The organism is Paraburkholderia diazotrophica (genome assembly GCF_900108945.1).
GTDB classification, from domain to species: Bacteria; Pseudomonadota; Gammaproteobacteria; order Burkholderiales; family Burkholderiaceae; genus Paraburkholderia; species Paraburkholderia diazotrophica.
In genome coordinates this window covers 1-15215 of sequence record NZ_FNYE01000021.1, presented here as the reverse complement: position 1 = coordinate 15215, position 15215 = coordinate 1, and the positions used below count along the sequence as shown (strand labels likewise).

Here is a 15215-nt window from a genome sequence, read left to right as displayed (position 1 = left end):
CTCCTAGTCGAGCGTGCGCCGGTAGAAGCGCACTGCAATCGCCAGCACGATGACCGTGAAGATCGCGACGGGCCACACGGAAGGCCACAGGTCCACCCAGCCGTTGCCCTTCAGAAGAATGCCGCGCACGAGGCGATTGAAGTACGTGAGGGGCAGCAGATTGCCGATCCATTGCGCCCACACGGGCATGCCCGCGAACGGAAACATGAAGCCCGACAGCAGCAGGCTCGGCAGAAAATAGAAGACGGTGAGCTGCATCGCCTGCAACTGGTTTTGCGCAATCGACGATAGCGTGATGCCGACCGTGAGGTTCGCCGCGATGAAAAGCAGCGCTGCCACGTAGAGCGCAATCAGGCTGCCGACGAACGGCACATGAAACACGTAGCGCGCCGCCGCGAGGATGATCGACGACTGCACGAGTCCGATTGCGATGTACGGCACCAGCTTGCCCGCTATCACTTCGAGCGGCAGAACGGGTGTCGCAAGCAGATTTTCCATCGTGCCGCGCTCGCGTTCGCGCGTCATCGCGAGGCCCGTCATCATGACCATCGTCAGTGTGAGGATCGTGCCCATCAGCCCTGGCACGACGTTGTATTGCGTGATGCCTTCGGGGTTGTACAGCTTGTGGATCTGCACGTCGAACGCGGCGGGCGCGCCGTTCAGATGCACAAGCGGTCCCGTGATGTCCTTGTCCGCGACCGATTGCACGAGACCGGGCAGCGCGGCGAGGGGCGCTTGCGTTGCCGTCGGATCGGTTGCGTCGGCTTCGACCAGCAGCGCGGGCCGCTCTCCACGCAACAGCCGCCGCGAAAAATCGACGGGTATCGACACGACGAACTGCACATTGCCTTGCGCGAGCGCATGCCGTCCGGCTGCATCGTTAGGCAGCGTCTCGACGATGTCGAAGTAGTCGGAGTTCTGCATCGCCGCGACGAAGCTGCGCGAGAACGGGCTGTCGTCGCTGACGATGACGGCCGTGCGCAGATGCTTCGGGTCGGTGTTGATCGCGAAGCCGAACAATGCAAGCTGAAGAATCGGCAAGCCGACGATCATGCCAAACGTGATGCGATCGCGCCTCAACTGGATGAATTCCTTCAGCACGATGCCCCACCAGCGCGTGACGGAAAAGAAGCGGTTCACGATGGCTTGCCCGGGTGTGCGTAGTTGTCAGTCGAGCGGCTCATCATGTAGATGAACACGTCTTCGAGGCCCGTGTCGATCGGCTCGATATGCACGGACATGCCGGACGTCGCCTGCCGGATGGCTTTTTCGAGCGCCGCGTGATCGTGGCCGCTCGCATGCAGCGCGGAGCCGAACACGACGGTCTGATCGACGCCCGGCGTGTTGCGCAACTGTTCCGATAGCTCGGTCAGGCGCTCGCCATGAATCGCCCACGTGGCGAGCGCCTGCGATTCGATCACCTGCTGCGCGGTGCCCTGTGCGAGCAGCTTGCCGTACGCGATATACGCGAGCTTGTGGCAGCGTTCCGCTTCGTCCATGTAGTGCGTGCTCACGAGCACCGATATGCCTTGCGCCGCGAGTCGATGCAGTTCTTCCCAGAAGTCGCGGCGCGCGGTCGGATCGACGCCCGCCGTCGGCTCGTCGAGCAGCAGCAGCCTCGGCTCGTGCAACATGCACGCGGCCAGCGCGAGCCGCTGTTTCCAGCCGCCCGACAGCGCACCCGTCATCTGGCCCGCGCGCGTTTGCAGCCCGAGCGTTTCGAGCGCGCGGTCGACTTTCTCCTTGCGGTTCTTCATCTGATAGATGCGCGCGACGAAATCGAGGTTCTCGCGAATCGTCATGTCGTCCCAGTACGAAAAGCGCTGCGTCATGTAGCCGACGTTGCGCTTGATCTGCGCGCTCTCGCGCACGATGTCGTAGCCGAGACACGTGCCGCTGCCGGAGTCCGGCGTGAGCAGTCCGCACATCAGGCGGATCGATGTCGTCTTGCCGCTGCCGTTCGGCCCGAGAAAGCCGAAGATCTCGCCGCGCGCAACCTGAAGCGTCACGTCGTTGACGACGTGCCTGTCGCCGAAGTGCTTGTTCAGGTTGTGCACGTCGATGGCGAGCCTTGCGTTCTGCGTATTCATCGCAAGCTCACCGAAACGGGCTGGCCGGGATGCAGGCGCGGCGCATCGTCGACGGAAGGTCGCGCTTCGATCATGAACACGAGCTTCCCGCGGCTCTCGTTGCTGTAGATGACGGGTGGCGTGTACTCGGACGAACTCGATACATAGGTGATCTTCGCGTTCACGTCCGACGCGCAGCCGTCGCAATGAATAGCCAGCGCGCGGCCTGGCTGGAGCGAGCCGACCAGCGTCTCCGGCACGAAGAAGCGCACCTTCACGTTCTGCGGCGGCAGCATCTGCACGACGGGGCTGCCCGCCTGCACCCATTCGCCGACGCGATACAGCGTGTCGTACACACGGCCTCGCGCGGGCGCGTTCACGCGCTTCTGGTCGAGCTTCCATTGCGCCTGCGCGACGGCGGCCTGCGCCGCGTCGACTTGCGCTGCCTGCGCGGCCAGTTGCTGCGAACGCCCAGGCAGACGCGCGACGTCGACTTCATGCGTGAGCTCGCGGACCTGGGCGTTGGCGGCATCGGCGGCGGCGCGCGAATCGTCGAGCTGTCCCTTCGGAACGCCGCCTACGCGATACTGCGCTTCGTCGCGCGTCAGTTGCAGCGTCGCCTTGCGCGCATTCGCAATGGCCTGCGCGAGCTGCGCTTTCGTCACGTCGATTTCGGGCGGGCGCTTGCCCGTCTGGATGTCGGCGAGCTGCGCGCGGGCCGCGGCGAGCTGTTGCTGCGCCTGTTGCAGAGCGGCCGCTTCGTCCACGGATTCGAGCGCGAAGACGGGTGCATTCACGGCGATCTCATCGCCGCGAGCCACATCGAGTTGCGTCAGCTTGCCCGATTGCGACGAGCCGAGATACACGAATTCGCCTTCGACGTAGCCTTGCCATGTGTTGTCGTTGCGATGCGAGCATGCAACGAGCGCGCTGCATGCGACGAACGCGATGATCACGACGAATAGCCGCAGCGTGCTCGCGGATGAACGGGACGGCATCATGACCTGGACCTCGTGGTGGCGCGCCGCGCGGTCTTGCGCGCGGTACGGACGTTAGGCGCCTTGTCGGCAGTGGTTGCGGGCGGACGCATGCCGCCCAGCAGCAGCGCCGTCGCGTGCCGCTGCAACGTCTCGCGCTCGATCGGCGGGAAGCCGCGAATGCTTTGCCATACCTTCGCGGCCGCTTGCGGCAGCATCACGAGCGCGAGGATCGAGTTGAACATCAGCAGCGGGTCGAGCTCGGCGTTCACGTCGCCTGCCTGCTGCGCTTGCATGATGCGCGCGCCGAAGCGCTTGATGTTGTCGAACGGAACGCGCGTGAGCATGCGCTCGCGCAGCATGCCGCCTTCGTTGATGACCTCGCGCAGCCACAGCGGCGGCAGCCACGGCATGCGGCGCGTGACGTCGAAAAGACGGGTGACGAGATCGTCGACCATCACGAACGGATCGGCGTTCGACTCGTCGCCGGCGACGCTCCACACGAAGCTGATGGACGGCGCGAGCCGTTCTTCGACGATCGCATCGAGCAGCGTTTCGCGATTCGTGAAGTAGTAGTGCACGAGCGCGGACGTGACGCCTGCGGCCGTGGCGATCTGCGCGACCGTGGTCGCCGCGATGCCCCGCTCGGAGAAAAGGCGCGTGGCCGTGTCGAGCAGATGCTCGCGCACGTCGAAATTCTCGACGACGGGGCGCCGGCCGCGCGGTTTGGCCGGTGGACGTTTCGGGTTCATGAGACGCAAGCTTAATTGACGAGTTAGTTAAATTCAAGCGGGTTTACCTGAAGTGCGACGCGCTGCCTCGGACCCGACGCGCGCGCGCTTATCCGCGGGAGCCAGAATTTGCCCGATTGATTTAGTTTTTTATGCGCGCGGTATTTATTGGCGTTCTCGATATTCATTCGAATTGAATACGCAATCAAGAATGCAGAATATTCCGCAGACGCGATGCGTCAATAATGAATTAGAATCTTCCCGTAAAGAGGCGTGCGGAGATTTGTCAGGAGTCCGCGAAATTGACGAGCGCGCGATCAAAGAGATATCTGGAGAATGGGAGTTGGCTTCTATATTAATCGTGGACGATCATCCTGCATTTCGCCTTGTTATCAAGACTCATCTATTGCAATTGCTCGGTACGCAGGAAGTATTTGAAGCGGACAACGGTCAGGCGGCAATGGAAATGGCGCGTCAATTTTCGCCGGATCTCACTATTCTCGATCTGGATATTCCGCGAATAAATGGCCTCGATGTTCTTTCCCGTCTGAAAACCGCGCATCCCGGCATGCGCGTGCTGATTCTGTCGAGTCACGATGCCGCCACTTTCGTTACTCGCGCGATGCGGGCAGGCGCGCAGGGTTTCGTCAGCAAATCGCAGGACGTAAAGGAAATCATGCGCAGCGTGGAGGCGGTGTTGTCGGGCTATAGCGTGTTTCCCGTCGTGCCTTGCGCGAACGGTTCCGGGGCCGCGCATGCCGTTGCGGAAGCCGACAAGCTCGACATGCTGTCCGACAAGGAGCTCGTGATCTTGCAGATGCTGGCCAAAGGCATGTCCAACAAGTCGATCGGCGATGCGCTCTTCATCAGCAACAAGACGGTCAGCAGTCACAAGACCCGGCTGATGAACAAGGTGGGCGTCGAGACGCTCGTCGAGCTGGTCGATTTCGCGCGGCGTTGTGGCATCACGGCCGCGCAGCAATGACGCCGCTTCCGATGTGCACTGCATTCGACTGCACGTTGCGCGCGCAAATCGATGCCCTCGCGCTAGGCGATCACGTCGTTGCGCGCGACGTGACGTGTGCGCTGATCGAGACGAATCGCGCAACGCTCGTGTTCATGATGGCGGCCCGCCATAGCGAAGCATGGGACGACCTGGGCCGCGCCGCCCATCGTCTCGCCGGTTCGCTGGGCATGTTGCAACGCCGCCGCGAGATCTCGCTGGCGCGCCGTCTGGAGCGCGCGGCGTTCGAGCGCGATGCGCTGAGTATCGTCGCGCTGCTTCCATTCGTGGCGGAAGCGATCGATCATCTGAACGAACAGCTCAGCGGATTGTTGACGTCGCAGGCATGACGGGCGAGTGGGCGCGTTGTGCCTATCATCCCGCGTGCAGCAATAAATACTTGTTAGCACAGAGACAGGCATTTTCTCCTGCACAGACAAAATCCCGCTCTATACTGGTCATTAGCGCGGGTGAGCAGCTTTCCCCGAGGTTGCATGAACCAGCCGCGCTGACCGCACACGGTTCTCTGATCGTCTCCACCGTGATTCGCGGAGTTTCAGGCCCGCATTCTGCGGGCCTTTTGTCATTCAGTCACTGGTCGTTTTGTGGTCGGGTCGTCTTTGTCGCGCGCGTCGCGTCGCCCGTCGGTACCGCCGCTTATCGCCTGAATGTCCAGCGCGCGCGGGAACGGTCGAGTTCGGCCATTAGCGCTCTCATTTGATCGACGAGCCCATCGAGCAGTCCGCCATCGACCGGCTGCTGCGCGGTGCTTGCTCGCTGCAACGCGTTCATCATGCCTCGGTTTCCGATCGCGATGAAGTTCATGCAGGAGGGCTTGCTATGAAGCGCGCGCGCCTGATTCATCGCGGCGAGGCGACGCGCATCGCGCTCGACGTGGCCGAACACGCGTTCGAGCGCATGCGTGGATTGCTCGGCCGCTCATGCCTCGATGCGGCGCAAGCGCTGTGGCTCGAACCGTGCAATGCGGTGCATACGTTCGGCATGCGTTTTCCTATCGATGTGGTCTTTATCGACGATCGCAATTGCGTGCTGGCGATCCATCGGAACGTGCAACGCGCGCGCCTGCTGTTTTGCTGGCGCGCGCGCAGCGTGCTGGAGATGAACGCGGATGCAGCGCATGTGTGCGGTATCGGTATCGGCGACAGACTCGCATGGAGGGCGCTGCCGTGATGTATGAATACGCGGACAAGCGACGCATGACGGGTCAGGCGATGACGGAATTTCTGATCGTCGCGCCGCTGCTGCTGTTCTTCGGTTTCGCGACCGTGCAGTTCGTGCTGCTGTATCAGGCGAAGTCGACGCTCGATGTCGCCGTGCTCGAAGCGGCGCGCGAAGGCGCGGTGAATCATGGATCGATGCGAGCGATGCAAGCGGGTCTCGCTCGCGGTCTCGCGCCGTTGTATGCGCGGCATGCTGACGCGTCGGGCGTGCAGTCGGCCATGCTTGCGGCACGAAGCGCGGTGACGAAGGCGTCGTCGATTGCGATTATCAGCCCGACTGCGGCGATGACGCGTGACTTCGCGCGCACGCGCTTCTATCCCGACGAAGGCGCCGCGCACGAAGAGATTCCGAACGACACGCTGATGTATCGCGATACCTCTCCTGGCGCGGAATCGGATGTGAATGTGCAGGATGCGAATCTGCTAAAGCTGCGCGTGCACTACTGCTTCGATCTGGTCGTGCCTCTGGTCAACAAGATCATGTACTACGCGACGAATGTGATCGGCAACGTCGCGGCGAATGGCCTGTTTTCGCGCGAGCCCGCTGATGCGAACGTCGATGCATATGGTTCGCCGCGACGGCCCGACAGCTTGTGCCGGACTACGCTTGTCGATGGATGGCAGAGCCAGCGCTGGCCGATTGCGCTGGAGTCCGAGGCGATCGTGCGGATGCAATCGCCGTTTCGCGCGGACGCGGCCAACGATGCGGCTACGGTGACGGCGCGTTGATGCCGCGTGTCATATTGCTCGCGTTGCTGTTGAACATCGCGATGGCTGACGCTGACGAAGCGCGAGCGGCCGGACGTGTCGAAATGGTGATCGGCGGATTGAAAAGCGGCGACGCGGCCGGGCAGTCACTGGTGATCGAACTCGATACGTCGTATGCGGAGCCAACGAGCGCGCGCGGTGCGTTGTCGAAGGTGCTGGCGTGGACGCCGCTCGTCGATGATGTTGCGAAGCGTGTGGGCGTCGACAGAGCGCTGCTGATGGCCGTTATCGATGTCGAGTCGGGTGGCAATCCATTTGCTGTGTCGCCGAAAGGGGCAACGGGCTTGATGCAATTGATGCCGCAAACAGGCAGACAGCGGGGTGCGGACGATCTGTTCGATCCTGGGCAGAACCTTCTGGCGGGCGCGCGTTTGCTCGATGCGTTGCTTGCGACGTACGGCGATGTGTCGCTGGCGCTTGCGGCGTATAACGCGGGCGAGGGGGCTGTGCGGAAGTTCGGCGGCGGGATTCCGCCGTATGCGGAGACGCGGCGCTATGTCGAGCGGGTGATGGGACGGGTGGCGTTTTATCAGCGGTAGTCGGCGCTTGCGGCTAAACCTGTGCGACGAGCGTCGGCTGGAGTGGGCAAAGCCGGCCGACGCTCTTTCACACGCGATGTAGAGGGCTTTTGTTGTTTGTCAGCCCGCCGTCCCTGCATAGGCGGCTTTCAACGCGGCGACATCGAACTTGATCATCGTCATCATGGTCTCTGCAACACGCTTCGCCTTGACGGGATCAGGGTCTGCGATCATCGGGATGAGATCGTTTGGCACGACCTGCCACGAAATGCCGTAGCGGTCCTTCAGCCAGCCGCACGCCTGGGGCGAGCCGCCGCCTTCGAGAAGGGCGTCCCAATAGCGGTCGAGTTCTGCCTGATCGTCACAGTTGACCAGCAGGGATATCGATTGGTTGAACGGCTCGGGCTGCCCGGAGCTCATCGCGATGAAGGGCTGTCCAAAGAGTACGAACTCGACGACCTTCGTGGAACCGGCGCTCGGCACCCCAGTGACCCGGATGACGCGCGAGTCCGGAAAGATACCCGCATAGAACGCAGCGGCCTCCTCGGCTTCGTTGGAGTACCAGAGAAACGGCGTGATCTTTTGAATCTTCATGGCAAATCTCCTGTCGGTGTTGGCTTGATGCGCAGGCAAAACCGCACGCTGCATGCTGCGTTAGAGACGACGAACGAAGACTATCAAATTCGACAGGCCGAGAAGAAGTGTTTCGCTTTTTTCGTCAGCGCTGGCGATGCGGGTATGACCCCGGTTGAGAGGCTATCCGTGATCGCGTTCCGCTTCCCGCTGCTCTCGGGCTAGCACGCCCTCAACGCCGCAAGAACCAGAGCAGCACGGATATCACGACCGAAATCACGATGCATGTGACGATCGGGAAATGCAGGTCGAGCCCGTCACGGACGATGTGAATGTCGCCAGGCAGCCGGCCGAACGGGATGCGCGCGAGCCAGCGCCAGCCGAGGCCGGCGAGAATGCACAGCACGCCGATAATGATCAGGATACGGTTCATGGGGCGGTCGTTTGCCGGGGCCGATGAAGTCATCATAGGCCTTCTGGCCCGTCACGCGTACTCTGAACGCTTCCGGCAGCAGCGACCGGCACGTCCGGGCCATTCAGTCTCGCGATCCCGCGTGAGGACGATCACGGACAACCTCCGCTCGTCGTCACTTTCGCGGATAGTGCGGTAGGGCGAGCTTGCCAGCCAGTGACATTCCGAGGAGAACTGTATGGGCAGCATCGGACACCCAACGCTCAAGGACACAGCGGCGCCGGGTTTGATTCAACGAATGCTTTCCTGGCTTTGTTTCACTGCGCTTATGTCTCCCGGTCTTGCGCTCGGGATGGACTTCAAGATCTATTACCAACCTCAACTTGAGCTGAGGATGGTTATCGGGGAAGGGAAGATTCAGGAAGGTGATGCAGAGAAGTTTCTCGCAGTCGCCAAAATGGCTGACCGTGATGAAGAAGGACTCGTTGTCTTTGTTTTGAATAGCCCGGGGGGCAATGTCGAGGCCGCTTTCCGCGTTGTCGATGCGATGGACAAGATACGCGTCTATACAACGGTTCCAGATAAGGCCAAATGCGCGTCCGCTTGCGCTTCGATCCTGTTCGCTTCAGGAGAACGACGAAGCCTGATCGGCACTGCGCTGCTCGGTTTTCACAGTTGCTACCGGCGCGATGGGCGAACCTACGCCGAGGACTCGCTTTGCAACGAAATCATCGCGGCAAACGCAATGCAAAGGGGAGTAAGCCACGCAGGCATCAATCGTTTCGTTAAGCAATATGGCGCACAAGACATGGCATGGGTCGGACGCAACGTCGCTTGCAAGTCGCTGCAAGGGCTGTGCAAGCCGGGGCTGCTGGAAACCCGCCACGAGACGAAGGCAGCATTGATGCATAGCCTTGATTGCAGCAAGCTCATATCTGTTCAGGCGCAGCTTGTTTGCGGGGATGCGGAACTTGCCAGCGTCGATAAAACATTGGCAGAGCTCTATCATCAAAAGATAAAAGAATCGGCTAACAAGACGCGCTTGCGAGCGGATCAACGGGCATGGCTTCGCAATTCTCGCAACGTGTGTGGCGATAAAGCCTGTCTGCTACGCAGCTATCGTCTGCGTATCGATGAACTAAAGCGGATGCGCTCGTCATGATGTGGCGGTCGACTCGACAACCAGGCCGATGCGCGGCTCTCGGCGAAATCGGCCGACCCACGCATTTCCCACTCCGCACAAACGAAAAAAAAGCCCGGCATAACCGGGCTCTCAAAAGTCACTGCGTCCTCAACGAGAACGCAGCACCTGCAAAGCGATGACTTACGCCGCGAGCAGCGAGCGCAGCACGAACGGCAGGATACCACCGTGCTTGTAGTAGTCGACTTCGATCGGCGTATCGATACGCAGCAGAACGGGGACGCGCTGCTCCGAACCGTCCTTGCGATGGATCACCAGCGTGACTTCCTGCTGCGGCTTGAAGTCGTCACCGAGGCCTTCGACGTCGTATGTTTCTTCGCCCGTGATGTTCAGCGACTGGATGCTATCCGAGCCCTTGAACTGCAGCGGCAGAACGCCCATGCCGACCAGGTTCGAACGGTGGATGCGCTCGAAGCTGCGCGCGACAACCGCCTTCACGCCCAGCAGTTGCGTACCTTTCGCCGCCCAGTCGCGCGACGAGCCCGTGCCGTACTCTTCGCCCGCGAACACGATGGTCGGCGTGCCGGCGTCGATGTACTTCATCGCTGCGTCGTAGATCGACAGCTGTTCGCCGCTCGGCTGGTGAATCGTCAGGCCGCCTTCGACGCGCGTGCCGTCTGCCTTCGCCGGGATCATCAGGTTCTTGATGCGGACGTTTGCGAACGTGCCGCGCATCATCACGTCGTGGTTGCCGCGGCGCGAGCCGTAGCTGTTGAAGTCGGCCTTCTGCACGCCGTTCTCCTTCAGCCACTTGCCTGCGGGCGAATCTTCCTTGATCGAGCCTGCCGGGCTGATGTGGTCGGTCGTGACCGAGTCACCGAAGATGCCCAGTGCGCGCGCGCCCTTCACGGCAGCGATGCTTGAAGCCGGCTGCATCGAGAAGTCCGAGCCGAAGAACGGCGGCTCCGCGATGTACGTCGACTTCGGCCAGTCGTAGACCTGGCCTTCTTCGCCTTCGATCTTGCTCCACAGATCGCCCTTCTTCGTGAGCTGCGAGTAGTTCGTGCGGAACGCGTCGGCGTCCAGCGCGTACTTCAGCAGCGCGTTGACTTCTTCGCTCGACGGCCAGATATCGCCGAGGTAGATGTCCTTGCCGCCCTTGCCCTTGCCGACCGGCTCGGTCATCAGATCGCGCGTGATGTTGCCCGCGATCGCGTAAGCAACGACCAGCGGCGGCGATGCCAGGAAGTTCGCGCGGATGTTCGGGTGAATACGCGCTTCGAAGTTGCGGTTGCCCGACAGCACGGCGGCCGCGACGATGTCGTTCTTCGTAATCGACTCGTTCAGTTCCGGCGTCAGATCGCCCGCGTTGCCGATACAGGTCGTGCAGCCGTATGCAGCCAGCGTGAAGCCGAGCTTGTCGAGGTAGGGCAGCAGGCCCGTCTTCGTCAGGTACTCGGTGACGATGCGCGATCCCGGAGCCAGCGACGTCTTGATGTGCGGCGCGACTTCCAGACCGGCTTCGACGGCCTTCTTCGCCAGCAGGCCGGCTGCCAGCAGCACGCTCGGGTTCGACGTGTTCGTGCATGACGTGATCGCGGCGATCAGGATGTCGCCGTTCTTCACATTGACGCCGTTGCTCGTCGTGTATTGCGCGTTCAGGTCTTCGGCCTTCTTCGCGAAGCCGTTTTCGTTGACGGGCTTCGAGAACAGGTCGGTGAACGTCGACTTCACGTTGGTGATCTCGATGCGGTCTTGCGGACGCTTCGGGCCGGCCAGCGACGGCGCGACCGTGCCGAGATCGAGCGTGACGACCTTCGTGTAGTCGATGTCGCCTGCGTCGGGAATGCCGAACAGTTCCTGCGCCTTGAAGTAGTTTTCGAACGCCGAGATTTCTGCGTCCGTGCGGCCCGTGCCCTTGAAGTAGTCGATCGTCTTTTCATCGACGGGGAAGAAGCCCATCGTCGCGCCGTATTCCGGCGCCATGTTGCCGATCGTCGCGCGGTCCGGCAGCGACAGCGAGCGCGTGCCTTCGCCAAAGAACTCGACGAACTTGCCGACAACCTTTTCCTTGCGCAGCAGCTCGGTGATGGTCAGCACGAGGTCCGTCGCCGTCACGCCTTCGCGCAGCTTGCCCTTCAGGTGCACGCCGACGACATCAGGCGTCAGAAAGTACACCGGCTGGCCGAGCATGCCTGCTTCCGCTTCGATACCGCCCACGCCCCAGCCGACCACGCCGATGCCGTTGATCATCGTCGTGTGGCTGTCCGTGCCGACGAGCGTATCCGGGTAGTACACGGCGTCGCCGTTGTCAGCCTTCTTGTGCACGCCGCGTGCGAGGTATTCGAGGTTCACCTGGTGAACGATGCCGACGCCCGGCGGCACGACCTTGAACGTGTCGAACGCCTGCATGCCCCACTTCATGAACTGGTAGCGCTCGTTGTTGCGCTGGAATTCCAGCTTCATGTTCAGGTCCAGCGCGCCCTTCTCGCGGAAGTGGTCGACCTGCACCGAGTGGTCGACGACGAGATCCACGGGAACCAGCGGCTCGATCGACTTCGGGTTCTTGCCCGCGCGCTGCGCGACGCCGCGCATAGCCGCGATGTCGGCGAGCAGCGGCACGCCCGTGAAGTCCTGCAGCACGACGCGCGCGACGACGAACGGAATTTCGTCGACGCGTGCAGCCGTCGGCTTCCAGTTCGCGAGCTGCTCGATGTGTTCTTCCGAGATCTTCTTGCCGTCGTAGTTACGCAGCACCGATTCCAGCACGAGGCGGATCGAAACCGGCAGGCGGTCGATCTTGACGTTCAGTGCCTTACCGAGCTGCGGCAGCGAATAGAACTTGCCTTTGCCGGAACCGCTGTCGAATTCCTTGAGCGTTTTGTGGAGGTTGTGGGCCATGGTAATTGTCCTGGGGTTTCGAGGAAATGACGTTGCTACGTTTCTGAACTCAAATGACGTACAGATCGACGTATTCATTGACCGGCATCGCTTCTAACTTTGCCTGGTCCAGCGACACATCGAGGATCGCTTGTTGTTGCTTCGCCGGAAAGCGCCGCGCGAGGTTCGTCCTGAACTTCTCGACGAGCAGCGGGATGCCTTCGGCGCGGCGACGCTTGTGACCGATCGGATATTCGACGACCACTTCATCGAACGTCGATCCGTCGTTGAACTCGACCGTCAGCGCATTCGCAATCGAGCGCTTATCCGGGTCGTGATAATCCTTCGTGAACTGAGGGTCTTCGACGCATTCCATCTTGTTACGCAGCGCATCGATGCGCGGGTCCTGCGCGACAGCGTCTTCGTAATCGGCGGCCGTCAGGTGCCCAAAAATGAGCGGCACGGCGATCATGTACTGAATGCAGTGATCGCGGTCGGCCGGATTATCGAGCGGCCCTTTCTTGTCGATGATGCGGATCGCCGCTTCGTGCGTGCGAATCGTGATCTTCGCGATGTCTTCGATAAGCTTGCCGCTCGCGATCATCTGCTCATGCAGCGTCATCGCCGCTTCAGCGGCCGTTTGCGCGTGGAATTCGGCGGGGAACGAAATCTTGAAGAGCACGTTCTCCATCACATACGAGCCATACGGGCGCTGGAACCTGAACGGCTGTCCCTTGAACAGCACGTCGTAGAAGCCCCACGTCTTTGCCGTCAGCACCGACGGGTAGCCCATTTCGCCCGTCTTCGCGATCAGCGCGAGACGCACCGCGCGCGACGTCGCATCGCCTGCTGCCCAGGACTTGCGCGAGCCCGTGTTCGGCGCATGGCGGTACGTGCGCAGCGCATGTCCATCGACGAACGCCTGCGAGACTGCGTTGATCAGCTCATCGCGCGTGAGACCCATCAACTGGCCGACCACTACCGTCGAAGCGAGCTTCACGAGCAGCACATGGTCGAGGCCGACCTTGTTGAACGAGTTTTCGAGCGCGATGCAGCCTTGAATTTCGTGCGCCTTGATCATCGCGATCAGGACGTCTTTCATCACGAGCGGCTTCTTGCCGTTCGCGATCGCGGTACGCGAGAGCCAGTCGGCCGTCGCGAGAATGCCGCCGAGGTTGTCGGACGGATGGCCCCATTCGGCCGCGAGCCACGTGTCGTTGAAGTCGAGCCAGCGGATCATCGCGCCGATGTTGAACGCGGCCTGTACTGGGTCCAGCTGGAACTGCGTGCCCGGCACTTTCGCGCCGTGCGGGACGATCGTGCCCGGCACGAGCGGTCCCATCAGCTTGGTGCAGGCAGGGTAGGAGAGGGCCTCGAGTCCGCAGCCGAGCGTATCGATGAGGCAGTTGCGCGCGGTCTCCAGCGCGAGATCGCTCTCGAGCTTTTCGTTCAGCACATAGTCGACAATATCGACCAGTACTGTGTCCGGTTTTGGGCGGACGTTGGAGATCGGTGCGGACATCGAGGTTTCCTGATTACCCTTGACCCGCTTACTGGGCCTTGTTGATGGCGTTCGACTGCGTCGGAGCCGGCGAGCCTTGCACCATGGCCGCCGTCTTGCACTCGTCGGCGAGGCGCGAGCTGTCCTTGTCCGAGAACAGCATCGCCTTGGTCGGGATCACGACGAGGTCCATGCCGGTTGCTGCGTCGTGGAATCGGTCCGCGCCTGTCGTCGTGTTTTCACGCGGCAGGTTGTAGTTCTTGTTGGCCCAGTGGACGGTCACGATCTGGTCGCGCTTCATGTCGCCCTTCAGGTCGAACGACAGACCCTCGTTGCACGACCACTTCTCCGCACCTTCCGGCACCGGGTCGACCTTCGCTTCCTTGGCAGGGTTGGCCTTGCGCTTGAACAGGCGCTTCGGCGCCGGTGCCTTCGGCTTGGCGTGAGGCGTCGTCGTCGATTGTGCGAACGCGCTGGGCGCCGTCACCAGCAGCGTCGAGGACAGAGCGCCAATAACGGTAGCGATCAGCAGTTTTTTCATGGGAGAGAACCTTTCTATCGAATTTCAAAGTTTAAACAGTGCGCGGCTGCAACATCTCAACCGCCGGGGGCTGCACGCACCCCCGGAGCGCACAGCGGACGCTATTTTCTCCTATTTAGCGCCACGAATTTCAAATTCTCCGGTCCCGTGTAGTTCGCGCTCGGCCGGATGATCTTGTTGTCGATGCGCTGCTCGATGATGTGCGCGGCCCAGCCGGACGTGCGCGAAATCACGAACAGCGGCGTGAACATCGCCGTCGGCACGCCCATCATGTGATACGACACCGCGCTGAACCAGTCGAGGTTCGGGAACATCTTCTTGACGTCCCACATGACAGATTCCAGCCGCTCGGCGATGTCGAACATCTTCATGTTCGACGCTTCCTTCGACAGCTTCTTCGCCACGTCCTTGATCACCTTGTTGCGCGGATCGGAGATCGTGTACACGGGGTGCCCGAAGCCGATCACGACTTCCTTGTTGTCGACGCGGCGGCGAATGTCCGCTTCCGCTTCATCCGGGGTCTGGTAGCGCGACTGGATCTCGAACGCGGCCTCATTGGCGCCGCCGTGCTTCGGCCCGCGCAGCGCGCCGATCGCGCCCGTGATGGCCGAATAGATGTCCGAGCCCGTGCCCGCGATCACGCGGCCCGTGAACGTCGACGCGTTGAATTCGTGCTCCGCGTACAGGTTCAGCGACACGTGCATCGCGTCGACCCACGACTTCGACGGCTCCACGCCGTGCAGCAGATGCAGGAAGTGGCCGCCGATCGAATCGTCGTCGGTTTCGACTTCGATCCGCTTGCCGTTGTGCGAATAGTGATACCAGTACAGCAGCATCGAGCCGAGCGAGGCCATCAGCCG

General features: G+C 61.6%; 17 protein-coding genes. 7 read left to right on the top strand and 10 right to left on the bottom strand.

The annotated features are described in order from the left end of the window. Positions 1–3: 3 nt before the first annotated feature. From BMW76_RS24085 to BMW76_RS24070, 4 genes are read right to left on the bottom strand one after another with little or no spacing between them, the layout of a single operon-like run. On the bottom strand, positions 4–1140 hold the full coding sequence (locus BMW76_RS24085; protein ID WP_090869727.1) for an ABC transporter permease: 1137 nt from the start codon (positions 1138–1140) through the stop codon (positions 4–6). Beyond that, positions 1137–2090: an ABC transporter ATP-binding protein gene (locus BMW76_RS24080; protein ID WP_090869725.1), complete on the bottom strand. Its 954-nt coding sequence runs from the start codon at positions 2088–2090 to the stop codon at positions 1137–1139. Before BMW76_RS24080 ends, BMW76_RS24085 begins: the two co-directional genes overlap by 4 nt. After that, the gene (locus tag BMW76_RS24075) at positions 2087–3070 is read right to left on the bottom strand and encodes an HlyD family secretion protein (RefSeq protein ID WP_090869723.1); all 984 of its coding nucleotides are present in this window, start codon (positions 3068–3070) and stop codon (positions 2087–2089) included. The genes BMW76_RS24080 and BMW76_RS24075 overlap by 4 nt, the downstream gene beginning before the upstream one ends. Beyond that, positions 3067–3798, bottom strand: a complete 732-nt coding sequence (locus tag BMW76_RS24070) for a TetR/AcrR family transcriptional regulator (RefSeq protein ID WP_090869721.1) — start codon at positions 3796–3798, stop codon at positions 3067–3069. Before BMW76_RS24070 ends, BMW76_RS24075 begins: the two co-directional genes overlap by 4 nt. Positions 3799–4120: 322 nt before the next feature. Here BMW76_RS24070 and BMW76_RS24065 point away from each other — a divergent pair, with 322 nt between their 5' ends. From BMW76_RS24065 to BMW76_RS24045, 5 genes are all read left to right on the top strand, one after another. Then, a complete protein-coding gene (locus BMW76_RS24065) occupies positions 4121–4762 on the top strand; it encodes a response regulator transcription factor (RefSeq protein ID WP_090869719.1) in 642 nt (213 codons plus the stop codon). After that, positions 4759–5130, top strand: a complete 372-nt coding sequence (locus BMW76_RS24060) for an Hpt domain-containing protein (RefSeq protein ID WP_090869718.1) — start codon at positions 4759–4761, stop codon at positions 5128–5130. Before BMW76_RS24065 ends, BMW76_RS24060 begins: the two co-directional genes overlap by 4 nt. A 490-nt stretch (positions 5131–5620) precedes the next feature. Beyond that, positions 5621–5971: a DUF192 domain-containing protein gene (locus tag BMW76_RS24055; RefSeq protein ID WP_090869716.1), complete on the top strand. Its 351-nt coding sequence runs from the start codon at positions 5621–5623 to the stop codon at positions 5969–5971. Further along, positions 5971–6750, top strand: coding sequence for a TadE family protein (locus BMW76_RS24050; protein WP_090869916.1), 780 nt, complete (start codon positions 5971–5973; stop codon positions 6748–6750). The genes BMW76_RS24055 and BMW76_RS24050 overlap by 1 nt, the downstream gene beginning before the upstream one ends. Beyond that, positions 6750–7328, top strand: coding sequence for a lytic transglycosylase domain-containing protein (locus BMW76_RS24045; RefSeq protein ID WP_090869714.1), 579 nt, complete (start codon positions 6750–6752; stop codon positions 7326–7328). Before BMW76_RS24050 ends, BMW76_RS24045 begins: the two co-directional genes overlap by 1 nt. A gap of 99 nt (positions 7329–7427) precedes the next feature. Here the strand turns inward: BMW76_RS24045 and BMW76_RS24040 are convergent, their stop codons facing one another. After that, positions 7428–7901, bottom strand: coding sequence for a VOC family protein (locus BMW76_RS24040; RefSeq protein WP_090869712.1), 474 nt, complete (start codon positions 7899–7901; stop codon positions 7428–7430). Between BMW76_RS24040 and BMW76_RS40465 the strand changes: the two genes are divergently transcribed. After that, positions 7890–8105: a hypothetical protein gene (locus BMW76_RS40465; protein WP_143062302.1), complete on the top strand. Its 216-nt coding sequence runs from the start codon at positions 7890–7892 to the stop codon at positions 8103–8105. The genes BMW76_RS24040 and BMW76_RS40465 overlap by 12 nt on opposite strands. A gap of 7 nt (positions 8106–8112) precedes the next feature. Here BMW76_RS40465 and BMW76_RS24035 read toward each other — a convergent pair whose 3' ends face one another. Further along, positions 8113–8313, bottom strand: a complete 201-nt coding sequence (locus BMW76_RS24035) for a DUF2905 domain-containing protein (RefSeq protein ID WP_090869710.1) — start codon at positions 8311–8313, stop codon at positions 8113–8115. A 217-nt stretch (positions 8314–8530) separates the two neighbouring features. Here BMW76_RS24035 and BMW76_RS24030 point away from each other — a divergent pair, with 217 nt between their 5' ends. Next, complete coding sequence (locus BMW76_RS24030) at positions 8531–9454, top strand: ATP-dependent Clp protease proteolytic subunit (RefSeq protein ID WP_090869708.1); 924 nt, start codon at positions 8531–8533, stop codon at positions 9452–9454. 162 nt (positions 9455–9616) lie between these two features. Here BMW76_RS24030 and acnA read toward each other — a convergent pair whose 3' ends face one another. The 4 genes from acnA to BMW76_RS24010 all read right to left on the bottom strand — a co-directional run. After that, positions 9617–12334, bottom strand: coding sequence for an aconitate hydratase AcnA (gene acnA, locus BMW76_RS24025; RefSeq protein ID WP_090869706.1), 2718 nt, complete (start codon positions 12332–12334; stop codon positions 9617–9619). A 49-nt stretch (positions 12335–12383) separates the two neighbouring features. Then, positions 12384–13835: a bifunctional 2-methylcitrate dehydratase/aconitate hydratase gene (locus BMW76_RS24020; RefSeq protein ID WP_090869705.1), complete on the bottom strand. Its 1452-nt coding sequence runs from the start codon at positions 13833–13835 to the stop codon at positions 12384–12386. Positions 13836–13863: 28 nt separating this feature from the next. Beyond that, the gene (locus BMW76_RS24015; protein WP_090869703.1) at positions 13864–14355 is read right to left on the bottom strand and encodes a hypothetical protein; all 492 of its coding nucleotides are present in this window, start codon (positions 14353–14355) and stop codon (positions 13864–13866) included. 101 nt (positions 14356–14456) lie between these two features. Beyond that, positions 14457–15215, bottom strand: a 759-nt coding sequence (locus BMW76_RS24010; protein WP_281248546.1) for a citrate/2-methylcitrate synthase, incomplete at its 5' end; no start/stop codon positions are given.